Source organism: Providencia sp. Marseille-Q8014, from assembly GCF_965112055.1.
On record NZ_CBCOPT010000001.1, the window covers coordinates 323,646 to 347,814 of the forward strand.

19 protein-coding genes and 1 tRNA gene are annotated in these 24,169 nt (G+C 42.4%); 14 read left to right on the top strand and 6 right to left on the bottom strand.

What is annotated here, in order from left to right; translation table 11 throughout:
• Positions 1–210: 210 nt before the first annotated feature.
• The gene (locus ACWPW6_RS01400) at positions 211–1,467 is read right to left on the bottom strand and encodes a valine--pyruvate transaminase (protein WP_154622815.1); all 1,257 of its coding nucleotides are present in this window, start codon (positions 1,465–1,467) and stop codon (positions 211–213) included.
• 205 nt (positions 1,468–1,672) lie between these two features.
• On the bottom strand, positions 1,673–2,236 hold the full coding sequence (locus tag ACWPW6_RS01405; RefSeq protein ID WP_154624360.1) for a DNA-3-methyladenine glycosylase I: 564 nt from the start codon (positions 2,234–2,236) through the stop codon (positions 1,673–1,675).
• Positions 2,237–2,440: 204 nt separating this feature from the next.
• Between ACWPW6_RS01405 and glyQ the strand changes: the two genes are divergently transcribed.
• From glyQ to ACWPW6_RS01460, 11 genes are all read left to right on the top strand, one after another.
• Positions 2,441–3,349 (top strand): glycine--tRNA ligase subunit alpha, encoded by a 909-nt coding sequence (gene glyQ, locus ACWPW6_RS01410; protein ID WP_154624361.1) that lies wholly within the window; start codon positions 2,441–2,443, stop codon positions 3,347–3,349.
• Positions 3,350–3,358: 9 nt separating this feature from the next.
• Entirely contained in the window at positions 3,359–5,428 is a 2,070-nt protein-coding gene (gene glyS / locus ACWPW6_RS01415; RefSeq protein ID WP_154624362.1) for a glycine--tRNA ligase subunit beta, read from the top strand.
• A gap of 212 nt (positions 5,429–5,640) precedes the next feature.
• Positions 5,641–5,717, top strand: a tRNA-Pro gene (locus tag ACWPW6_RS01420).
• A gap of 293 nt (positions 5,718–6,010) precedes the next feature.
• A complete protein-coding gene (locus tag ACWPW6_RS01425) occupies positions 6,011–7,636 on the top strand; it encodes a ShlB/FhaC/HecB family hemolysin secretion/activation protein (protein ID WP_196713881.1) in 1,626 nt (541 codons plus the stop codon).
• Between the two features lie 534 nt (positions 7,637–8,170).
• On the top strand, positions 8,171–9,781 hold the full coding sequence (gene dppA / locus ACWPW6_RS01430; protein WP_154624364.1) for a dipeptide ABC transporter periplasmic-binding protein DppA: 1,611 nt from the start codon (positions 8,171–8,173) through the stop codon (positions 9,779–9,781).
• A 177-nt stretch (positions 9,782–9,958) separates the two neighbouring features.
• Complete coding sequence (gene dppB / locus ACWPW6_RS01435) at positions 9,959–10,978, top strand: dipeptide ABC transporter permease DppB (protein WP_154624365.1); 1,020 nt, start codon at positions 9,959–9,961, stop codon at positions 10,976–10,978.
• A gap of 11 nt (positions 10,979–10,989) precedes the next feature.
• The gene (dppC, locus tag ACWPW6_RS01440; RefSeq protein ID WP_154624366.1) at positions 10,990–11,892 is read left to right on the top strand and encodes a dipeptide ABC transporter permease DppC; all 903 of its coding nucleotides are present in this window, start codon (positions 10,990–10,992) and stop codon (positions 11,890–11,892) included.
• A gap of 12 nt (positions 11,893–11,904) precedes the next feature.
• Entirely contained in the window at positions 11,905–12,885 is a 981-nt protein-coding gene (gene dppD / locus ACWPW6_RS01445; protein ID WP_154624367.1) for a dipeptide ABC transporter ATP-binding protein, read from the top strand.
• Entirely contained in the window at positions 12,882–13,886 is a 1,005-nt protein-coding gene (dppF, locus tag ACWPW6_RS01450) for a dipeptide ABC transporter ATP-binding subunit DppF (RefSeq protein WP_154624368.1), read from the top strand. Before dppD ends, dppF begins: the two co-directional genes overlap by 4 nt.
• Positions 13,887–14,289: 403 nt before the next feature.
• Positions 14,290–14,985, top strand: coding sequence for a HAMP domain-containing protein (locus ACWPW6_RS01455; RefSeq protein WP_154624369.1), 696 nt, complete (start codon positions 14,290–14,292; stop codon positions 14,983–14,985).
• Positions 14,986–15,153: 168 nt separating this feature from the next.
• Positions 15,154–16,650, top strand: a complete 1,497-nt coding sequence (locus ACWPW6_RS01460; protein ID WP_249999681.1) for a M16 family metallopeptidase — start codon at positions 15,154–15,156, stop codon at positions 16,648–16,650.
• A gap of 56 nt (positions 16,651–16,706) precedes the next feature.
• On the opposite strand, the gene ACWPW6_RS01465 is transcribed toward ACWPW6_RS01460, so the two are convergent.
• Positions 16,707–17,711 (bottom strand): serine hydrolase domain-containing protein, encoded by a 1,005-nt coding sequence (locus tag ACWPW6_RS01465; protein ID WP_154624371.1) that lies wholly within the window; start codon positions 17,709–17,711, stop codon positions 16,707–16,709.
• Positions 17,712–17,819: 108 nt separating this feature from the next.
• On the bottom strand, positions 17,820–18,692 hold the full coding sequence (locus ACWPW6_RS01470) for a LysR family transcriptional regulator (protein WP_454209251.1): 873 nt from the start codon (positions 18,690–18,692) through the stop codon (positions 17,820–17,822).
• An 85-nt stretch (positions 18,693–18,777) separates the two neighbouring features.
• Here ACWPW6_RS01470 and ACWPW6_RS01475 point away from each other — a divergent pair, with 85 nt between their 5' ends.
• Positions 18,778–19,839, top strand: a complete 1,062-nt coding sequence (locus tag ACWPW6_RS01475) for an NAD(P)H-dependent flavin oxidoreductase (protein WP_454209252.1) — start codon at positions 18,778–18,780, stop codon at positions 19,837–19,839.
• A 60-nt stretch (positions 19,840–19,899) separates the two neighbouring features.
• Here ACWPW6_RS01475 and yhjD read toward each other — a convergent pair whose 3' ends face one another.
• Both yhjD and ACWPW6_RS01485 read right to left on the bottom strand, forming a co-directional pair.
• A complete protein-coding gene (yhjD, locus tag ACWPW6_RS01480) occupies positions 19,900–20,895 on the bottom strand; it encodes an inner membrane protein YhjD (protein ID WP_249999685.1) in 996 nt (331 codons plus the stop codon).
• 177 nt (positions 20,896–21,072) lie between these two features.
• Positions 21,073–21,474 (bottom strand): DUF1090 domain-containing protein, encoded by a 402-nt coding sequence (locus tag ACWPW6_RS01485; protein ID WP_196713878.1) that lies wholly within the window; start codon positions 21,472–21,474, stop codon positions 21,073–21,075.
• Positions 21,475–21,708: 234 nt separating this feature from the next.
• On the opposite strand from ACWPW6_RS01485, the gene ACWPW6_RS01490 reads away from it, so the two are divergent.
• Both ACWPW6_RS01490 and gorA read left to right on the top strand, forming a co-directional pair.
• Positions 21,709–22,551 carry a 23S rRNA (adenine(2030)-N(6))-methyltransferase RlmJ gene (locus ACWPW6_RS01490; RefSeq protein ID WP_154624376.1) on the top strand — a complete coding sequence of 281 codons (843 nt, stop codon included), beginning with the start codon at positions 21,709–21,711 and terminating at the stop codon, positions 22,549–22,551.
• A 259-nt stretch (positions 22,552–22,810) separates the two neighbouring features.
• A complete protein-coding gene (gene gorA / locus ACWPW6_RS01495) occupies positions 22,811–24,166 on the top strand; it encodes a glutathione-disulfide reductase (protein ID WP_249999687.1) in 1,356 nt (451 codons plus the stop codon).
• Positions 24,167–24,169 lie beyond the last annotated feature (3 nt).

Genomic DNA, 24,169 nt, shown 5'->3' on the forward strand with positions numbered 1-24,169 from the left:
TAAAATCTTAAGTCTGATTGTGAAGAAATAGGGTATGAGAGTATATAGAGGTAAAAATGGTGCTTATTCAAGCAATGAACTTATTCAAAAGGTGCTTTAATATCGTTGAATGATATTCGTAATGTAATACTTGATTACGGAGTTCTCGCTAATTTTTTCAGCCCTTTTATCTTCAATAAAAGGGCTATTTTTTTATTTAACTTTTACGTATTAGCACTCAACTGTTTGATAAGCTAGTTCTAATTCTTCAGCCAAAATAGCGATACCCTTCTCAATTTTCTCCGGCTCAGGTACATAGTTCATACGCATACATTGGTGAGCATGAGGCCAGTTTTCCTCAAGCCCAGGGAAGAAGTAATGGCCTGGAACCATCAAAACACCGCGTTTTTTCAGTCGCTGATAGAGCTCTAAACTTGTAATCGGTAGGTCTTTAAACCAAAGCCACAAGAAAATAGCGCCTTCAGGTTTATGAATCAAACACCTATCTTCAGGTATGTAACGACGAATGATTTGAATCACGTCTTTGACACGTTGTTGGTAAAAAGGACCGATAACATTTTTAGATAGAGAAATCAGCTCATCACGTTGCAGCATTTCTAACGCTAGCGCTGGTCCAACACCACCTGGTGCTAAACTAATAATGCCATTCATATTACTGACAGCGTTGATGATTTCTTCATTAGCGATAATGATCCCACAACGTGTTCCCGGTAAGCCAAGTTTTGATAGGCTCATACAGAGAATGACATTGTCATTCCAAAAAGGGGTTGCTTCACTGAAGATAATGCCAGGGAAAGGTACGCCGTATGCATTATCAATCAATAAGGGGATATTGTGTTGTTTGGCTAATTGATCAAGATGTTCAACTTCTTCGTCGGTGATCACGTTACCCGTTGGGTTTGTTGGACGAGAGACGCAAATGACACCAATATCATCCGTGATTTCCAATGTATTGAAATCAACGCGATACTTAAATTGACCATTGGGTAAATATTCAATCTGAGGCTTATTTGCGACAAACAAATCATCATCTAAACCAGAGTCAGCATAACCCACATACTCTGGTGCTAGCGGAAATAGGACCTTACGCGTGATACCATCTTCAAAACGACCAGCAAGCAAGTTAAATAGATAGAAAAACGCACTTTGGCTACCATTGGATAGCGCGATATTTTTTGCACTAATATTCCAGCCGAGTTTCGCTTTTAGAGTTGCTGCTAGCGCTTTCAACATGGCATCTTTACCTTGTGGACCATCATAATTGCACAAAGTTTCAGTTAATTTGCCGTTAGCACACATTTCTGACAATAAAGTTTGGAAATACTCATCCATTTCTGGAATATGCGCAGGATTACCGCCACCGAGCATAATTGCACCTGGGGTTCTCAGACCGTCGTTCAAGTCTTTCATTAAGGTTGAAATCCCTGAATTCTGAGCGAACTTATTACCGAATTTAGAAAATATCATCTCATTTATTCACATATGTTAAGTAGTTTGTTAATGGAATTTAAAACATACTCCGCTCGACAAGAGAGTTCAACAGCTGAAAGTGACCACTCTTCCAGATAAAGAACCAAGTATTTATTATTTATAAGTTTAATATATGTTAAAATTAGTTAAAGTATAGTGAATATTGCTTTTGATGAAGAAGCTAGCGCCGCTTAGTTCTAATTTATTTATATTGATGGCATCCCACTAAATGGTCATTAATCATGCCAGTCGCTTGCATAAAGGCATAGCAAGTAATCGCGCCAACAAACTTAAAGCCTCGTTTTTTAAGCGCCTTCGAGAGTGTTTTTGAAAGTTCTGTTTCGGCGGGAACTTGAGAATGGCACTGCCACTGGTTGACAATGGGGGTATTGTTGACGAATTGCCAGAGGAAAGTGGAAAAGTCTTCTCCATTTTCCATCATTTGTAAGTAGGCTTTAGCATTAGCAATGATCGCATTAATTTTGGCGCGGTTACGAATAATGCGAGTATCTTGCATTAAACGCTCAACATCTTCTTCATTCATGATGGCAATTCGGCTGGGATCAAATTGATAAAATAATTCTCGGTAACCTTGTCGTTTTTTTAATATAGTGTACCAAGACAGCCCTGCTTGCTGGCCTTCTAAGCAGATCATTTCAAATAACTGTAGATTATCTTTCGTTGGCTTTCCCCATTCATTATCGTGGTATGCAATATATTCAGGGTCTTGATTGACCCATCGGCAGCGAGTTAGTGATGAATCCATACGATCTCCTTTTGGGGATTGGCTAGCGGTTTAGGGCAGAATGTTGCTCATTTATACTGGATAAATATCCAGTTTTAAAGAGAGAAAGTAAAGTTTTTTTATTTATAGGCTAAATAGACGTAGATTCAGTGCTGTATATCTGGCGGTCAAAGGGTATACTGACATACTTTCATTTAAATCATATGTATCGCGTGCGGATCTAACATGCAAAAGTTTGATACCAAAACCTTCCAAGGTCTTATCCTGACACTACAGGATTACTGGGCGCGTCAAGGCTGTACCATTGTTCAACCATTGGACATGGAAGTCGGCGCCGGAACATCTCATCCAATGACGTGCTTGCGCGCGTTAGGGCCTGAGCCAATTGCAGCGGCTTATGTTCAGCCTTCCCGTCGTCCAACCGATGGCCGTTATGGCGAAAACCCAAACCGTCTTCAGCATTACTATCAATTTCAAGTGATCATCAAACCGTCGCCTGACAATATTCAAGAGCTTTATCTCGGCTCTTTGAAAGAGTTGGGAATTGACCCAACAGTTCATGATATTCGGTTTGTTGAAGATAACTGGGAAAATCCAACATTAGGTGCATGGGGCCTTGGGTGGGAAGTGTGGCTAAACGGGATGGAAGTCACGCAATTTACTTACTTCCAACAAGTTGGCGGTCTCGAGTGTAAGCCTGTTACGGGCGAAATTACTTATGGTCTTGAACGCCTTGCCATGTACATTCAAGGGGTTGATAGTGTTTATGATCTCGTTTGGTGTGATGGCCCGCTAGGCAAAACAACCTATGGTGATATCTATCACCAGAATGAAGTTGAACAGTCAACTTATAACTTTGAATATGCCAACGTGGACTTTCTTTTCAAATGCTTTGAAGAGTATGAAAAAGAAGCTCAGCACCTTCTGTCATTGGAAACGCCACTACCGCTTCCTGCTTATGAGCGCATTCTAAAAGCGGCTCATACGTTCAACTTACTGGATGCACGTAAAGCAATCTCAGTGACAGAGCGTCAACGTTATATTTTACGTATCCGTACCCTGACAAAAGGGGTCGCCGAAGCTTATTATGCTTCTCGCGAGGCGCTCGGATTCCCTATGTGTCACAAGAATTAAGAGGCTGTCATGACTCAACAGACTTTCCTAGTGGAAATCGGCACAGAAGAGTTACCGCCGAAGGCTCTTCGTTCATTAGCTGAATCATTTGCGGCAAACTTTACGACAGAATTGGATAGTGCAGATATTGCACACGGTGAGATTAGCTGGTTTGCAGCTCCTCGCCGTTTAGCGTTAAAGGTTGCAGATCTGGCCAATGCTTCACCTGACCGTGAAGTTGAAAAGCGTGGTCCAGCGATTTCTGCGGCTTTCGATGCAGCAGGTCAGCCAACTAAAGCCGCTGAAGGTTGGGCGCGTGGTTGTGGTATTACCGTTGACCAAGCTGAGCGTTTAAAAACAGATAAAGGCGAGTGGCTCCTTTATCGTGCTCAAGTCAAAGGCGTTGCCGTGAGCGAATTATTAGTGGATATGGTGGCTCGCTCTTTGGCTAAATTACCTATTCCTAAACTGATGCGTTGGGGGGATAAAGAAACCCATTTTGTTCGCCCTGTTCATACCGTCACATTATTGCTAGGTAGCGATGTTGTTGAAGGGGAAGTGCTGGGGATCAAAAGTGGTCGTACAATCCGTGGTCACCGTTTTATGGGTGAAGCGGAGTTTACCATTGACAGTGCTGACCAATATCCTGAGATCTTGCGTGAGCGCGGTAAGGTTATTGCGGACTACGCCGAGCGTAAAGCGGTTATTAAAGCGGATGCTGAAAAAGCGGCACTTGCTTTAGGGGGTAAAGCGGATTTAACAGACAGTTTATTAGAAGAAGTTGCTTCATTGGTTGAATGGCCAGTTGTACTGACCGCAAAATTTGAAGAAAAGTTCTTAGAAGTACCTGCTGAAGCATTGGTGTATACCATGAAAGGGGACCAAAAATATTTCCCTGTTTATGATAATGAAGGCAAATTAATGCCGAACTTCATTTTCGTGGCAAATATCGAGTCTTCAGATCCACAACAAATTATTTCAGGTAATGAGAAAGTTGTGCGTCCTCGTTTGGCAGATGCTGAGTTCTTCTTTAAAACCGACCGTAAACAACGTCTTGAAGATAACTTACCGCGTTTAGAGACCGTGCTGTTCCAACAACAGCTAGGGACATTACGTGATAAAACCGAGCGCTTAGAAGCATTATCCGGTTGGATTGCTGCTAAGATTGGTGCTGATGTCAATCATGCAACACGTGCTGGTTTATTGGCGAAATGTGACCTTATGACTAACATGGTGTTTGAGTTTACAGATACTCAAGGCGTAATGGGTATGCATTATGCACGTCACGATGGTGAGTCAGAAGATGTCGCATTAGCACTGAAAGAACAATATCAACCACGCTTTGCCGGTGATGAACTCCCTTCTACCGATGTTTCTGCGGCACTCGCCTTAGCAGAGAAAATGGATACCTTAGCGGGTATTTTCGGCATTGGGCAGCATCCGAAAGGTGATAAAGATCCATTCGCATTACGTCGTGCCGCACTCGGTGTTTTGCGTATTATCGTAGAAAAAGGCTATCAGCTTGATCTGGTTGAAATGACAGAAGAAGCAGTACGTCTTTACGGTGATAAGCTCACGAACAAGAATGTGGTTAATGACGTTGTTGAATTTATGCTTGGTCGCTTCCGTTCTTGGTATCAAGAGCTTGGCTACAGCATTGACACTATTCAAGCTGTGTTGGCACGTCGCCCAACCTCTCCCGCAGATTTTGATGCGCGCGTGAAAGCGGTAACTCACTTCCGTACATTAGAAGATGCGGAAGCATTGGCCGCAGCGAATAAACGTGTGTCTAACATTTTGAGCAAGTCGAATGAAAAACTGGCTGATAAAGTGTTGGCATCTGTGCTCAAAGCACCACAGGAAGTGAAGTTGGCTACTCATCTTGTTGTATTACAAGAAAAACTAGAGCCAATGTTCGCTGAGCGTAACTATCAAGATGCATTGGTTGAGTTAGCATCACTACGTGAAGTTGTTGATGCATTCTTTGTCGATGTCATGGTGATGGACGAAGATGAGGCTGTACGTATTAACCGTCTGACTCTACTGAGCCAATTGCGTGAGCTGTTCCTGAAAGTAGCCGATATTTCTTTACTGCAATAAGTGGTTACGAGTTGGTGGTAGGCATGGTTCATATCACCACATCAATGCGGATAAGCGCTCATTAAGTTAGACTTGTGAGCGCTTATGACTCTCTAAATTGGTGGATTGATTAAAAAACCACATCAAGTTGATGGTTTTATCATCATGCAAACAAATTTAGTGAAAAATGGGTTGACGGCGAGAGCTCGCAACAGTATGATTCACACCGTTTTCGGCGAGTAGCGCAGCTTGGTAGCGCAACTGGTTTGGGACCAGTGGGTCGGAGGTTCGAATCCTCTCTCGCCGACCAGATTCCAAAACCCCACCTCAAATGAGGTGGGGTTTTTTGCTTTATAGACGCATATGCGTTTTTCGAACTGTCCTCTCGTGATAATACAAATTATCGCAATAACCTTGCTATTTTACACCGATGGGTTCACCGCAATCTTTCGGAGTAACTTTGTTGTCTTTCTTGCTCATAATCTGTTCTTATAGTGATGTACTCTGTCTGCTTAACCATTAGTTGGCGCAATCGTCATGCGCTATGCAGTAGCTAGTCGTAGATGACCTCTATACGGAATTTTTATGACAAGGATACTGTCAATGAAAGAGATACCTATACTGCTTATTGGGCTGTTTGTGTTGTTGAGGTGCACATCTTGTTATGCTGATAAGTATTCTATGTCAGCACAGCATTTGCTTAAACAGACTCCAACCGTTCGATCTGTTATGCAGCAACCTGTAATGGCCTGTGTGGCAATCCACCAAGTTCATTTCTCGGCATTATCGCTATTTCCATTAATTACACAGAAACGCTTGAGCCAATGGAAAAGAAGGGTAGAAGGGCAATGTGTGAATGATGAAGCGTTACTGTTATATGCCGATTTTTTGAATGCACAATTAACGGAACTGGGTTATATCACATCCTATATTCATTACCCAAAACAAGCGTTGTTATTGGGGGTATTACGCGTTGAATTGGTGCCTGGAAAACTCGGCAGTATCGTGCATCAAGAAACGGGTCATGAGAGCCATTCGTTATTTTCTGCATTCCCTTTGCAAAAAGGGGAAGTGATTCATCTTCACCCCATCAACCAAGGGCTTGCTAATCTTCATAATACCCAATTGATTCGACATCAAATTCATATTATTTCAGATAACCAAAACAATAATTTGAATCAATTAGTTATTCAACGTCAGGCGATAAGGGCTTTTAAAGGGAGATTATTATTAGAGTCGAAAGCATCACAGCAGTTGCCAAAACATAGAGTTAGCAACGTCGTTATGCTTGCCAATCCACTGTTACTCAATGATTTCTTTTTTGGCCGCTTAGATAGTGATATAGGAAGTCGCGCAGAGAAGACATTAAAGTCAGCGTCTATCTTATATTCTGTACCCTACCACTATTGGTTATGGACCTTATATGCGGGTTATCAAGAAAACAGCATGAACCAATATCTACAATCTAACGAAGCAATGGAAATCCGTTATGATTCGAGAAGTCGTTTGCTGTCATTACAAGCAGAGTACCTTCTTCATCGAACACGGACGGGTTCCACCTCCGCGAGTATAGGCACTCAAATTCAAACACTTGATATTTTCTTAGAACAGTATCGTTTAGAAACTCAGCGACGTTTTAGCAGTTATCTCTTACTGGGTCTCAGCCATAAGCGCGATTTTGTACAAGGTAATGCGGTATTTTCATTTAGCGTTAAACAAGATGTTGATTGGTTTGGTTCCACACGAGCACAAGTCACTGGTCTAGAACAGGCCCGAATCTACTTATTATCAATAGACTATCAGCGCATATTCAATTTAATGGGGCAATCCATGTATCACCGGCATGAACTTGAAGTTCAACTCAGCCATTCAAAACTTGATCCGTTACTTGAACTGAATAGCCTTTCAGGAAATTTGGGTATTCGAGGGTTTACAAATAGCTTAGGCATTGAAAATGGAGGGGATAATACATTCAAATTCAAAAATGAATGGGGGTGGTTTTCACCATGGTTTGGCGTTGAGTTGTATGGCGCGCTAGATTATGCAACGGGGTCAACAGATCGAGCCAATTTGTGGCAAGAAAACCATTTAATCGGTACAGAGATAGGGCTAAAAGGGCGGTTTGCAAGGATGGATTATAAGCTCTTTATTGAGGCTCCACTTTGGTATCCCGATGCGCTAAAGGTTAATGACGTGAACTTTGGGGTTAAAGTCAGTTTTGATTATTAGCTCATGACTTAAATAGATGAAAATAGGTAGGAAGAATAGAATCAAGAGGGTTATTCATTTTTTGAAGTTATTAACTAATGAACAAATTGTTAAATTATCATGGCGCGCTCATTTTTATGTGAATAAAAAATAAGCAAAACAATAATAAGCTAAGCAGATTATTAGCCGATAATGCTTCAGAACTTTATGCCGCACTCTCTGAGAAGTTACACTATTTTCGTTCAGTAATTCAGCACTTAATCACAAATATAAAAATAAATCACCACGTGATAAAAAGCTATTCTATACTGTTTTTGTGGTTATTACTTCTGCGTTATTGGTTGAGTATCTATACAATAGACTAATAACACGCCATATATGTTTCTAAAATGTTATAAGTTAGTAGAGAAGGGAGTGAGACATACTATTGACGAAGTGGGTGACAGTTGATTAATTGCACTATGAATAACTAAAAAATACAGATTCCTTATCTGTCATTCCTATGATGGGTAGGGCATTAAGCAAATAACACATGAACACCACAGGAGCATACAGATGGCGCTCTCAATCAAAAAGACAGGTTTATTGGCAGTAGGGCTTACACTTTCAGCACTTGCAGTTTCTGCCTCTGTGCAAGCAAAAACATTGGTCTATTGTTCAGAAGGATCCCCTGAAGGTTTTAATCCACAGCTATTCACTTCAGGTACAACATACGATGCTAGCTCAATTCCATTATATAATCGGCTTGTTGAGTTTAAACTGGGCACGACAGAGATTGAGCCTGGATTAGCAGAGAGCTGGGAAGTCAGTGAAGATGGTAAAGTTTATACTTTCCATTTACGTAAAGGCGTTAAATGGCATTCCAGTAAGGACTTTAAACCGAGTCGTGATTTCAATGCGGATGATGTGATTTATTCCTTTATGCGCCAAAAAGATCCAAATCATCCATACCATAAAATTTCTGGCGGTAGCTATGAATACTTTATGGGAATGGATATGGATAAGATCATCGATAAAGTTGAGAAAGTCGACGACAATACCGTTCGTATTACATTGACTCGTCCTGAATCGCCATTCCTTGCCGATATGGCAATGGATTTCGCATCGATTCTTTCTGCTGAATATGCAGATCAAATGCTGGCAGCAGGTACACCACAAAAAGTTGACTTGAACCCGATCGGTACAGGTCCATTCCAGTTACAACAGTATCAGAAAGACTCTCGTATCCTTTACAAAGCGAACAAAGAGTATTGGGGCAATAAACCGAAAATCGATCGTTTAGTCTTCTCCATTACACCTGACGCTTCTGTCCGTTACGCGAAGTTACAAAAAAATGAATGCCAAGTGATGCCGTATCCAAATCCGGCTGACCTAGAGCGCATGAAGCAAGACAAAAATATCACGCTAATGGAACAGCCAGGTTTGAACGTGGGTTATCTCTCTTTCAACGTTGAGAAGAAACCATTAGATAACCAAAAAGTTCGCCAAGCTTTGTCAATGGCGGTTAATAAAGATGCCATCATTGATGCGGTTTACCAAGGCGCTGGCCAAAAAGCGAAAAACTTAATTCCACCAACGATGTGGAGTTACAACGATGATGTGAAGGATTATGAATATAATCCTGAAAAAGCGAAAGCACTGTTAGCTGAAGCAGGTTTCCCTAATGGATTTGAGATTGATCTGTGGGCAATGCCTGTACAACGTCCATACAACCCAAATGCGCGCCGTATGGCTGAAATGATCCAAGCAGACTGGGCAAAAATTGGTGTTAAATCGAAAGTTGTGAGCTATGAGTGGGGCGAATACCTCAAACGCGCCAAAGATGGTGAGCCACAAACGGTGATGATGGGATGGACCGGTGATAATGGTGACCCAGATAACTTCTTTGCAACGCTGTTTAGCTGCGCGGCAAAAGAACAAGGTTCTAACTATTCGAAATGGTGTTATCAAGGTTTTGAAGACCTGATCCAACCTGCTCGTATGACTGCGGATCATAACAAACGTGTTGACCTCTACAAACAAGCACAGGTTGTTATGAATGAACAAGCTCCTGCCTTAATCATTGCGCATTCAACAGTATTTGAACCAGTACGTAAAGAAGTGAAGGGCTATGTTGTCGATCCACTCGGCAAACACCACTTTGAAAACGTCGATATTGAAAAATAATCGTTGTTAATTTGTCACAGCCCTTCGTCATCCTCTGATAACGAAGGGCGTTTTCGCCTCTGAATTTCAGGGAAACAGAAAACTTAGTTCTTTGTGAGCAGGCAGAAGAAATAGCACCCTTCTGATTAGCCAAACGGACTTAGAGCCGTCAAAGGCATTATTAAAGAGATTCGGGATATGTTGCAATTTATCCTCCGACGCTTGGGATTAGTTATCCCAACGTTTATCGGTATTACATTACTCACTTTCGCTTTTGTGCATATGATTCCAGGTGATCCTGTGATGATTATGGCAGGAGAAAGGGGCTTATCGCCTGAACGGCATGCTTACCTAATGGCTGAATTGGGCTTAGATCAGCCTCTTTGGAAACAGTATCTTCATTATATTAACGGCATATTTCATGGCGACTTGGGAATTTCATTGAAGAGCCGTATCGAGGTGTGGGATGAGTTCTTCCCTCGCTTTAAAGCCACAATGGAACTGGCTATTTGTGCGATGATTTTTGCTGTTTCTGTCGGGATCCCTGTTGGTGTATTAGCTGCGGTTAAACGTGGTTCTATTTTTGATCACACAGCGATTGGTCTATCACTGACGGGTTATTCCATGCCAATCTTTTGGTGGGGCATCATGCTAATCATGCTCGTGTCTGTGCACTGGGATTTGACCCCAGTATCTGGACGTGTGAGTGATAGTGTTTTCCTTGATGATTCATATCCACTTACTGGCTTTATGTTAATTGATACGTTTATTTGGGGAGAAGAAGGCAACTTTATTGATGCTGTTGAGCATTTAATACTGCCATCGATTGTCTTGGGGACGATACCGTTAGCGGTCATTGTACGTATGACTCGTTCCTCAATGTTAGAAGTACTTGGTGAAGACTATATTCGTACAGCTAGGGCAAAAGGCGTTAGCCGCGCACGCGTTATTCTGATCCATGCATTGCGTAATGCATTGTTGCCTGTTGTGACTGTGATTGGCCTCCAAGTTGGCGTAATGCTAGCAGGGGCAATCCTCACCGAGACGATTTTCTCATGGCCCGGCCTAGGTCGATGGTTGATTGAAGGGTTGCAACGCCGCGATTACCCCGTTGTGCAAGGTGGTGTTCTGTTAGTCGCGACACTGATTATTTTTGTTAACCTAGTGGTTGATGTGCTGTATGGCATTGTTAACCCACGTATTCGCCATAAAAAATAAGGAGCGCTAAAATGTCTCAATCTACTGAGCCAACGGTTGTCAGCGCCCCTAAGCCGATGACACCATTTCAAGAGTTTTGGCATTATTTCAAACGCAATAAAGGCGCTGTTATTGGGATGATATATATCATCTTAATGATCTTAATTGCTATTTTTGCTGGGGTACTGGCACCTCATGCACCCGATGAACAATTCCGTGACTTCTTATTGGTTCCACCTGTTTGGGAACATGGAGGAAGTTGGCAATTTATTTTAGGTACGGATGATGTCGGGCGTGACCTGTTATCACGTTTGATGTATGGCGCCCGTTTATCTCTGCTGGTCGGCTGCCTAGTCGTCGTCCTGTCGTTAATTTCTGGGGTGGCGCTTGGAGTGATTGCGGGTTATTTCGGTGGTGTGGTCGATGCCATTATTATGCGTGTCGTTGATATCATGTTAGCACTACCAAGCTTACTGCTGGCACTTGTGTTGGTCGCTATTTTTGGCCCGTCTATTGTGAATGCGTCGATTGCTTTAACCTTCGTAGCACTGCCACACTATATTCGATTGACCCGTGCTGCTGTACTAGTTGAAGTTAATCGCGATTATGTGACGGCTTCTCGTGTTGCGGGGGCAGGTGCTGTCCGCCAGATGTTTGTCAATATTTTACCTAACTGTTTGGCACCGTTAATTGTTCAAGCGTCGCTTGGTTTTTCTAATGCTATTTTAGATATGGCTGCTTTAGGGTTCCTTGGTATGGGGGCGCAACCACCAACACCAGAGTGGGGCACAATGTTATCGGATGTGCTGCAATTCGCTCAAAGTGCATGGTGGGTGGTCACCTTTCCAGGTTTAGCAATTTTGTTGACTGTATTAGCGTTTAACCTGATGGGTGATGGTTTACGTGATGCATTTGATCCAAAACTCAAGCAGTAATGAGGTAATCTAATGGCATTGTTAAATGTAGAACAACTTTCGGTACACTTCGGTGATGAAGCTACTCCGTTCCGCGCCGTTGACCGCATTAGCTATCGCGTTGAGAAAGGTCAGGTTGTCGGTATCGTTGGTGAATCCGGTTCAGGGAAATCGGTGAGTTCCTTGGCAATTATGGGGTTGATTGACTACCCCGGCAAAGTGATGGCAAATGCATTGCAATTTGATGGACGGGATTTACTGTCGATTCCAGAAAAAGAGCGTAGACAGATTGTTGGTGCAGATGTCGCAATGATATTTCAGGATCCTATGACGAGTCTTAACCCTTGCTTTACTGTGGGTTATCAGATTATGGAAGCCCTGAAAGTGCACCAAGGTGGTAGCAAGAGTACACGCAAGCAACGTGCGATTGACTTGCTGACGATGGTGGGGATCCCTGATCCGCAATCACGGCTTGACGTTTATCCTCACCAACTGTCCGGAGGGATGAGTCAGCGTGTGATGATCGCAATGGCTATTGCATGTCGACCAAAACTCTTGATCGCAGATGAACCCACGACTGCTCTTGACGTAACCATTCAAGCTCAAATTATTGAATTATTGCTTGAATTACAGCAGCAAGAAAATATGGCATTGGTCTTGATTACACATGACCTTGCCTTAGTCGCGGAAGCGGCACACCACATTATTGTGATGTATGCAGGTCAAGTTGTTGAATCTGCAAAAGCTTCCGATATCTTTAAATCTCCACGACATCCTTATACTCAAGCGTTATTACGTGCATTACCCGAGTTTTCAACGAATAAATCTCGGCTCGCTTCTTTACCTGGCGTTGTTCCTGGCAAATATGATCGGCCACAAGGTTGCTTGTTGAATCCTCGCTGTCCATATGCGACAGAACGTTGCCGTATAGAGGAGCCTGAGCTGCGCTCTATTGGGGATAGGCAGGTGAAATGTCACATGCCTTTGGATGATATGGGGAGGCCGACATTATGAGCGAAAAGCAAAATAAACCATTACTACAGGCCGTCAATTTAAAAAAATATTACTCCGCAAAAAGCGGTCTATTTTCGGCTGAAAAGCTAGTAAAAGCATTAGATGGCGTTTCATTTGAACTTGAAAAAGGTAAAACGCTTGCGGTGGTTGGGGAGTCTGGTTGTGGTAAATCGACACTAGGTCGTTTATTAACCATGATTGAGCAACCGACGGAAGGTGAGCTGTATTATCAAGATCAAAATTTATTGGTAAAAGATAAAACAGCAGAAAAATTACGCCGTCAAAAAATTCAAATTGTGTTCCAAAATCCTTATGGCTCGTTGAATCCACGTAAAAAAGTTGGGCAAATACTGGAAGAGCCGTTATTGATTAATACGCCATTGTCTAAAGAGCAACGTAGAGAAAAAGTCTTATCAATGATGGCAAAAGTCGGTTTAAAAACAGAGCATTATGAGCGTTACCCGCATATGTTTTCGGGCGGGCAGCGTCAGCGTATTGCGATTGCAAGAGGGTTAATGCTTGATCCTGATGTCGTCGTTGCAGATGAACCTGTTTCTGCGCTGGATGTTTCTGTCCGTGCTCAAGTACTTAACTTAATGATGGATTTACAGCAGGAGCTTGGGCTTTCTTATGTGTTTATTTCACATGATCTTTCAGTCGTTGAGCATATTGCTGATGAAGTCATGGTGATGTACTTAGGGCGCTGTGTAGAAAAGGGAACCAAAGAGCAAATTTTTAATAATCCTTTGCACCCTTATACGCAAGCCTTGCTATCCGCAACGCCACGCTTGAATCCAAGTTCACGCCGTGAGCGTATAAAGCTGACTGGAGAATTACCAAGTCCATTGAATCCACCGCCAGGATGTGCTTTTGCTGCTCGTTGCCGCAGAGCGTTTGGGCAATGCACGCAATTCCAGCCTTCACTTAAAGAGTATGATGGTCAGTTAGTGGCGTGTTTTGCAGTAGAAGAAGATGAAAAAAATACGTTAGTAGTGAGTTAAGGGGTTAAGACGGCAAAAAGTGTGCTCTTTTTGCCGTTATCCAGCGTTATGCCGTTATAGATACCGATGCCAACTGCCCCTTTGTCCTAATTACATAAACTTTCATTTTTAACTGCTCTTTTCCCGATAAAATCAAGTATACTGGGTTTTGGCTAGCGATATCCTATACCCCGTAAACTTATCTTCTGGTAACGGTACCTAAACTTTCATTATTTAGCTTAAATAACTATCTGTATTCAGTTGCTATAAGATAATATGGGTGAAGCGTGCCTGTATATAGGTTGCTATATACTGGGTCAAAAGGATAACGGTCAGAAGCCATTTGTCCTTGTTGAAAACATAGCCATTTAAGCAGCAAGAATATTAAATTGAAAAGAAGCTTGATAAATAAGGTTTCGGAAAAATGAAGGCCCGAGTTCAGCGTTCACTAACGTTAAAAAGCATGATCGTATTTTTTGTGATCACGTTAAGTTCACTCGCCCTTTTTTTGGGAATTCAATTTAGTTACTTACTTGATCAAAGAAAAAATGACTATCTTGACCAATTGAGCAATGCTGTAGTGCAGATCCAAAAACCATTAACGGATTCGTTGCTCAGTTCAGATCTGAACGAGGTTAAAAGGTTACTCGTAAGCCTGAAAACATCGGGTATTATGGGGAAAGCCATTGTGACGGTAGATGGTGCAACCGTTATGAATTTAGATTTTGCAACCGCTAGGCCAATTCCTGATTGGGCAATAAAATTTGCAGGTATTCCAGTAGAAATGACGGTACCTTTGTACGCATATGGGAATACCATTCTGACAGCAAAACCACAGGGGTATTTAACACTCCAAGTTGATTCTAATCGGGTCTATCGTTTCGCGGTTAATACATTAGCGCTGATGATTACAACCTATTTGCTATTGGTCTTAATTATCGCGATAGCAATGACATGGTGTGTCAGTAGAATGATCGTCAGGCCATTACGCAAAATTGCGCTAGAATTACAGGATGATGATAATCACGATATCGCAGTGCCAAATTATCATGAGGATGACGAGATTGGTCTTTTGGCGAAGAATTATAACCGCCAAAGAAAAAAGCAAAATTCAGACTAAGTCATGAACATGTGATGAGCTTTGTGGTCTAATATCGTAAATAGTTGGTGTCATTAATATTGTATGCGACCCAACCATATCATTTAACCCTATAATTAACGCTTTTCGTTAATTTGTCAGTCATTTTTTGCGGTTAAATACAAGGATAGAAAATACATAGGGGTCTACATGCAGGGTTCGAAAATTCGGTATATCTTCAGTGTGGTGCTATTGTCAGTCGCTGGCTTTGCGAGTGCTGAACCATTACAGCCTGATCCAGCATGGCAACAAGGAAAGCTTGAGAATGGCTTCAGTTGGCAACTGCTACAAACACCACAACGTCCAAATGACCGAATTCAGCTTAGGTTAGCCATCAAGGCTGGCTCACTATCAGAAAAAGCGAGTGAAAAGGGGTATAGCTATTTAATCCCGAAAATGGCATTACTACACCAAACTGAAGCATTTCCAGCGGCGACATTACAAAATTTTTGGCGTCAGGCGACTGATCCTGATGTACCCATTCCCCCAGCGGTTGTTTCGTATGACTACACAATTTACAGTTTAAGTTTACCGCATAATAAGCCTGAACTTCTTAAACAAGCGCTAAACTGGTTGGCAACTTCTGCTGCGGGCGCAATCTATACAGAAACATCATTGCATAATGGGTTAACAGTGACAAATGCACCTGTTGCCACATTACCTCTTGATGCTACAGACCCTGTCTGGCGTGCTCGTTTAAAAGGTTCTGCGATGATGGGGTATGATCCCGGCCAAAAGATTAGTGATAATGTGAATTTAGAAAGTGTGAACGCTTTTTATCAAAAATGGTACACACCGGATGTGATGACACTCTATGTTGCAGGCCATGTAGATGCTCGCATGCTGTCTGACTATATCACACAAACGTTTTCATCTTTAGAAGGCAAGCGCTCAGAGCCTGTCTCAGTAGCGGTTTTATCACAGGTTAAGCCTCAATCCATTGATATTTTGCAAGATAAACAATCGAAGGATAGTTTGTCATTGATTTGGGATATCGACTGGCAACCGATTAATGATTCTGCGGTGCTATTGCGTTACTGGGGTAGTGATTTGGCGCGTGAAGCACTGTATCGTTCCTTGCAAAAAACCTTTAATCAAAAGTTTAGTCAAGATGAGGTCTCCTCTAATTTAGATTGCCGAGTACAGTATCAAAAGGCAAGCTGTACACTTACCGTTAACGCGCCACCTGAAAAAATGATGGCAGTTGCTGATGTCGTGCTGAATGAGCTTTCAACGGTTGACCAAAATGGCATTTCACCTGAATTATTTAATGAAATGATCAATGAGAAGCAAGTTCAGTTATCACAACTCTTTGCCGCATATGCGCGTACCAGTACGGATGTATTAGCCGGCCAGCGTCTGATTTCTCAGCAAAATGGAGTGGTTGATATTGCACCTGAGCAGTATCAACGTTTACGCCAATCTTTCCTTGCTGGCCAAACGCTTGAGCAAGTAAATATGGAAGTGCGTCGTTTATTGTCTCAAGAAGCGGCGTTTGTTTTGACTCAACCAAAAGATAAACAGCTGATGGATGCAGAACAAATTCGTCAGAAATTTACCAAAGTGTTGTGGCCACAAGCAGAGCCGGCTTCGGCTGTTGAAACTGAGCCTACGGTAGCCACTGAACCCGCTAAAGCGACACAATAGTGAGTTTCCGGATAGCCCCTAATAAGGGGCTATTGACTTATCACATGGTATGTTTGTTAGCGTTGTGTCAGTAATGTTTCAATAACCTGAATTAACGTTTCACGAGACTCTCTGTCATCGACAAAACCTGCTGCACTTATTTTGCTTTCAGGGGCGTAATAGGCGGCTGAGCCCCAAAAGCCAAGATGCGAATAAAGCGTTACGCCATTGACGACACTTGCCATTAGACCTAAACGATACGCTTGTGCACCTTCGTGGGTTCCCACGCTCAGCATCGTATTGAGTGTCTCTGGGTTATCAAATATCTCACCATTAAATAGCGCTTCGAGAAAGCGAGCCATTTGTCGAGAAGAGGTAATGAGACCGCCACCGCCGTAGAGGTCCATAGACGCATGAATATGTGTTCCTTCAAAATCTTTCAAATATTGGCGAGCACGGGGCGCTTGCGTTGTCGGTTGCTCAAGGCATTCCCAATAAGCGCTATCTAGTCCGATTTTATGGAACTTTAATAGTGTTCTCACGGCATGACCGAGTGATTGACCCGTTATGCGTTCGATAATATCACCTAATAAAATATAGCCGGTATCTGAATAGATGAATGTTTCTGAAGGAGCGACAAATGGAAACGATTTACGGGCGTATATTTGCATTTGCTCCAGTCGAGTCCATTGATAGTCAGGTCTTGCGAGTACTCGTTTGAGATAATGTTCATCGGCATGATCACAAAGTCCACTACTATGATTGAGTAAGTGGCGAATGCTAATGTGGTCTGTCGCATAACGATGACAAAGTAATTGATTAAATTCGGTGGCGATATGTTGTGATATCGCATCATCTAGCGACAATTTTCCCATTTCGGCTAATCGAAGCACCGCAGCTGCTGTAAATGTTTTTGTATTACTGGCAATACGTAACGGTGTGTCAACGGTTAGGGGATGGCCAGCCAAATCACTACCTCTCGCACAAAAAGTGCCGGTAGTGGCTTTTGCTTGATTGTGATAGTACAGCACAACGCCGCAGGATAAATTTTCTAATTGCTGAATAGAGTCTGTTGTTATCATTTTTATGCCAATGCCTCTGATATTCCGAGATGACCTGAGTGTATTCGTCTAGTTATAACATACTGGAATAATCAGCTTAGCATGTGTTCAGAAAGGCTCTATTGTGTTTTATTCAGCTAACATTAATGCTTTAAAGGCAGCGAATGCAGGCACATGATAATCTGAGCGATAAATCAAATAAGTATGGCATAAGGCAACATCAAGCGTTGCAAGCGCGAGTTTCTCATGGGGCATGGATTCGAGTAATTGTTCAGGTAGCAGGGCAACACTACTTCCTGCACTGACACAAGCGACCATGGCATGGTAGGAATTGAGTTGCTGAATATGCCAATTTAGTTGGTTTGGAATGTTTAACCATTGCTCAGCAAGATAGCGGTAGCTACAGCCATGAGCAAAAGTAGCCAGTGAGCGAGTTTGGATATCTTCAGCAGTCTTAGCGGTTTTATCTTGTTCAGGAAGTAAGAGAACAAGTCGTTCTTGCCATAATTTTTCTGTTTGTATCCCTATTTCATTGAATTGGGAGAGGTCATACAAATCAGGTGGTAAAGCGACAAAAGCACAATCCAATTTTTCAGTGCGTATTTGATCTATTAACGCTTGGGTAGTGCCTGTGGTTAAGCAAAGCTGTGTTTCAGGATATTGTTTATGGTAGGTCGCTAAAGGTTGTGGCAAACGACATGCCGCGGTACTTTCCATACTGCCTATTCTGAGTTGACCGCCTTCCTTACCTAAACTGGTGACATGACGTGCTTCTTGTTCTAAGGCAAGTAATCGGTATGCATATTGCAAAAAGCGTAAGCCTGCCTGCGACAATTGCATCTGTTTGCCTTGGCGAATAAACAGCTGTTCCCCCAAATCCGTTTCAAGCTGCTGGATTCGAGTGGTAATGTTCGATGGCACTCTGCCTAAGCGAGTCGCTGCCCGTGTAATGCTGAGTTCCTCAGCAACCATACAAAATATTTTTAGCGATTCAGAGTTCATTTTCTTTTTTTGTGAATATGATGCTATATTTATTCTTAATAAGAGAATAATAAGTGTAACCCTACTTTGTGATAAAGGAAAGACAATGGTTCATTCAACATTATTTCTACAGCGTTTAGGCTTGCGATATCCGATAATTCAAGCACCTATGGCGGGTGTTTCAACACCAGCATTAGCAGCGGCAGTCTCTGAGGCTGGAGGTTTAGGGTCATTGGGACTTGGTGCCAGCTCGCTATCTCAAGCCCGTCAGCTAATTGCTCAAACTCAAGCCTTAACAACCAAGCCTTTCAATGTAAATGTATTTTGCCATGCAACGCCGGTACGCAACACTGAAATAGAGCAAGCCTGGATCCACTATTTTGCTGATCAATTCAGCAAATTCAATGCATTACCCCCCAAGCAATTAAACCACGTGTATACCTCATTCTTGGATGATCCTGATATGTTGGCTTTGCTACTTGAAATGAAGCCCGCGGTGGTCAGTTTTCATTTCAACATTCCTGACAAACAGGCTATTAGTCAGCTCAAGTCTCAAGGGATTTACACGCTAGCGACAGCAACTAATTTAAGAGAAGCACAGTTGATTGAACAAGCCGGTATTGATGCAATTGTAGCACAAGGTATTGAAGCGGGTGGGCACCGAGGTATGTTTGATGTTCAGGCTCAGGATGAAGGCATTACCACATTAGCTTTGGTTGAATTGTTGGCTCAACACACTCGGCTTCCTCTTATTGCGGCGGGGGGATTAATGAGTGGACAAGATATTATCGCTGTTTTGGAGCGTGGAGCCGCAGCCGCTCAATTGGGAACAGCATTTATATTATGTCCTGAATCAGCCGCGAATGAAGGTTATCGGCGGAATTTAAACAGTAAAAACGCGGAGAATACGGCCTTAACCGCGGCAATTTCAGGCCGACCAGCCAGAGGTATTGTTAATCAGTTCATACAAATGACACAGGTTGATGAGTGCCCACGCATACCTGATTATCCCATCGCCTATGATATCGGAAAACAGTTGCATGCAGCAGCCAGCAAAATAGGTAATGAGGGTTTTGCCGCACATTGGGCAGGGAAAAATGCAATGAAAGCACGAGAGATGCCCGCAAAAAGGTTGATAGAAACACTGGTGTCAGAGATGGAAAATTGAACGATATTTAAGGCAGCAGCGGGATGGCAATAATGGCTATTTTCGCCATCCCGCATGGTGTTAAGGGGTTACTGCTTCTTTATCTGTCGTGTCTTTTGGATCATCTGTGGCTATCCATGCAGCACAGAATAGTGTGAGTCTGGCAAAGAAATAGAAAAATGCCATTAGGCCTAAAACAGAACCAAAAGCTGCTCCGGACGGTGATGAAGCCAAATTTGGTAAAATCCATGTCATCACTGATTTAATCACTTCAAAACCAATTGCCGCCAGTAAAGTGCCTTTCAATAATGATGAACGGCGATGCTGCATGCGTGGTAAAATCCAGAAGATCCATAAAAAGAGCAAGAAGTTAGCTGTAATTGAAATAGTAAGGCCGATCAATGTCCAAACAGGTCTTAACCATTCGATGCTGTCTAAACCTAGTGTTCTTACTATGGTGGCTTGCGCTGAACCCGCGACAGAGGTTAGTGTAATTGTCACGATTAAGGCGATCAGTAAACCAATTAAAGCAAGAAAATCACGTAAGTAGCGGAAATAAATTTTTTCGTGTTCATCTTCATTACGCTCCCAGACTGGGCGGGATTGCGCTAAAATTGCCAAGCGTAAATTATTCACCCAATTGACTCCAGAATAGACGGCTAACGCTAAACCGGTTAAACCCACGGTGGTACGTTGGCGAATTGCGGTATCTATTGTTCTTTCTAAAGTATTTGCCAAGGTTGGGTCGCTGATATTGGCTGAGATACCACGCACTAAACGTTCAAGTAATTCAGGGTTACTGGCTAACACAAAACCGGCAGCGGCAAAGGTGAACATCAATACAGGAATTAAAGAGAGGAACGAAAAATAGGTAATAGCAGCACCGAACTGATTCCCCATGCGGTCAGTAAACCGTTGGGCGGTGCGAATAAGGTGTGCAATAAAAGGTATCGCACAAATAAAATTCACGACCTTCATCGAAAAGGTAAGCGCTTTTTTACTATTATCGATACTTTTATTTAGTGAAGATTTTAATTTACCAGCGTCTTTTTGCTCTTTATCCTGCATATTCGACATTCGTTCCTCTTTCTACATCTTGTCTAATTTCGCTTAATTTTCACCATACTATAGCTCAAACTGGTAAAATTTTTCACCTTAATGCCTATTTTTATCGATTAAGTAGGCATTAAGGGGAGTCATATTGTTGTAAAATAAGGCGCAATTAGACAAAGAATATGGGAGGATTACACAGTATTATAAACCTGTTTTATAGGTTTCTAATTCCGCTTGTGCTTCTTTTAGCTCTTCTTGAGCTTCTTTTAATTTACGCTCGCGTTTGGCAATTTTACCGCTATCGCCTTTTTGTTTTTCTTCGAGTAATTCAGCTTCCCTTTCTTGCACTTTTTCTTGTTTTTCCGCGACATTTTTTTGGCTATCACGGTAAAGTGATTCAGGAGTACAGTAGGTATTAACATTATCAAGCGCTCTTTGTAGCCCAGCTATACGATGTGTGTTACCGTGCTTTTTAGCATATTCGATTTGCGTTTCAATCTTCTGCTTTTTAATTTGGCAGCCATTATTTGGACTCGCGGCCATTGCGGATGTCCCTGCTAAAATTAATACCGTAGTCATTGTGGTCATGAGTGTTTTACGCATTTTCTGTCCTTAATTATATTGAAATTTTAGTTAGGATAGCTTTTTATTGTATTGACGTCATCACTATTTTGTCAAAATAGGAATGGTGCTAATTTGATAAAAAGTTGGCTATAATGGTGCAGAATCAGAACAAATCATTCGGTCTATTTTTATTCAACAGGCTGTCTTTAAAGAATCTATTTGATAGTAGCCATACGTGGCTAGTGTTGAATGTCCTCAGGAAATAAGAGTGTCATGCTAAGTTACCGCCATAGTTTTCACGCAGGCAATCATGCGGATGTGTTAAAGCACACTGTTCAAAGCCTCATTATTGAATCTCTTAAAGAGAAAGAAAAACCTTTCCTGTATGTGGATACTCATTCAGGGGCTGGCCGTTATCAATTGACGGGAGAACATGCAGAGAAAACAGGTGAGTATCTGCAAGGGATCGCACGTATTTGGGAACAACCAGACCTACCAGAGGAATTACTCCCTTATATGAATATCGTGCGTCGCATGAATGACAATGGGCGACTACGTTATTATCCCGGCTCACCGCTATTAGCGAAATACTTATTACGTGAGCAAGACAAACTCGTACTGACTGAATTACACCCTACAGATTATCCCTTATTGCGTGCAGAGTTTTCTCGTGACAATCGTGCCCAAGTCTCGAAAGAAGATGGTTATCAGCAATTAAAAGCAAAATTGCCACCTCCGAGCCGCCGTGGATTTATGTTGATGGATCCACCCTATGAGTTGAAATCAGATTATGAAGCGGTAGTGAAGGGCATTGTTGAGGGCTATAAACGTTTTGCGACGGGGACTTATGCGATATGGTATCCCGTTGTATTGCGTCAACAGATCAAAAGAATGATCAGCCAATTAGAGGCGACTGGGATCCGTAAAATTCTACAAATTGAATTAGCGGTGCGTCCTGATAGCGATCAACGAGGCATGACCGCGTCAGGTATGATTGTGATCAATCCCCCTTGGAAGCTAGAACAGCAGATGAAAAAAGTGCTGCCTTGGTTGCATCAAACTCTTGTTCCAGAGGGAACTGGGCATACATTGGTCGAATGGATCGTACCAGAATAGGTAAAAGCTATTACATTGAGAGGTAATACCTACCTATTGAAACTATTGTGCTTAGAGGGATAATTAGCATAATCGGACATGTTTTACGCTAAATAATTCGACGTGTAGCTAGGTGATCAGTGAACAAGTGGCTAAGCATAGGGTCAGTTGTGTGATGAGTGCCATTAGGCGTCAATAGCCTATCTTAGCGTGTAGCGCTGCTACTTGAAGAAGTCAACGAGTATAGCTTTTTAATTAATCAAAATGGGATAACCAAGTTATGAGCAAACATTACGACTATATTGCAATTGGTGGTGGTAGTGGCGGCATTGCTTCTATGAACCGTGCAGCGATGTATGGACAAAAGTGTGCCCTGATCGAAGCGAAAGAATTAGGTGGAACCTGTGTAAACGTAGGATGTGTTCCAAAAAAAGTGATGTGGCATGCCGCACAAATTTCTGAAGCTATCCGTGCTTACGGCCCTGACTATGGTTTTGACACCACAATTAATCGTTTTGATTGGAAAACATTAATTGCAAGTCGTACTGCTTATATTGATCGTATCCACCAGTCTTATGATCGTGTGTTAGGCAATAATAAGGTTGATGTGATCAAGGGATTTGCTCGTTTTGTTGACGCACATACCGTTGAAGTCGATGGTGAAATTTATACAGCAGACCATATTTTGATTGCAACAGGTGGTCGTCCAGTGATCCCTGCCATCCCTGGTGCTGAATATGGCATGACTTCAGATGGCTTCTTTGAGTTAGAAGCGTTGCCAAAACGTGTTGCTGTTGTTGGTGCGGGCTATATCGCGGTTGAGTTAGCTGGGGTATTAAATGGTCTTGGTAGCGAAGCACACTTGTTTGTGCGTAAACACGCTCCATTACGCTCATTCGACCCGCTGATCGTTGAAACTTTAGTTGAAGTCATGAATACCGAAGGCCCCACTTTGCATACAGAGTCAGTGCCAAAAGAAGTTGTGAAAAATGCAGATGGCTCACTGACGTTGAAACTCGAAAATGGCAAACAACACACTGTTGATGCCTTGATCTGGGCTATTGGGCGTGAACCAATGACAGATAACTTGAATATTGAAGCGACAGGTGTTGAGCTGAATGAAAAAGGCTACATCAAAGTCGATAAATATCAAAATACCAATGTTGCTGGCGTGTATGCCGTAGGTGATAACACGGGCGCGGTTGAATTAACGCCAGTCGCGGTTGCCGCGGGTCGTCGCCTTTCAGAACGTTTGTTTAATAACAAACCTGATGAGCATTTAGACTATAGTAATATTCCAACCGTTGTATTTAGCCATCCACCTATTGGAACCGTTGGTTTAACGGAGCCTGAAGCTATTGAGAAATACGGTGCTGATCAGGTTAAATGTTATAAGTCGTCCTTTACCGCTATGTATACAGCAGTGACCTCCCATCGTCAGCCATGCCGCATGAAATTAGTTTGTGCGGGGGCGGATGAAAAAATTGTTGGTATTCATGGTATTGGATTTGGTATGGATGAAATCTTGCAAGGATTCGCTGTTGCGCTGAAGATGGGGGCAACCAAGAAAGATTTCGATAATACTGTGGCTATCCACCCAACAGCGGCGGAAGAGTTCGTGACAATGAGGGGTTAATGT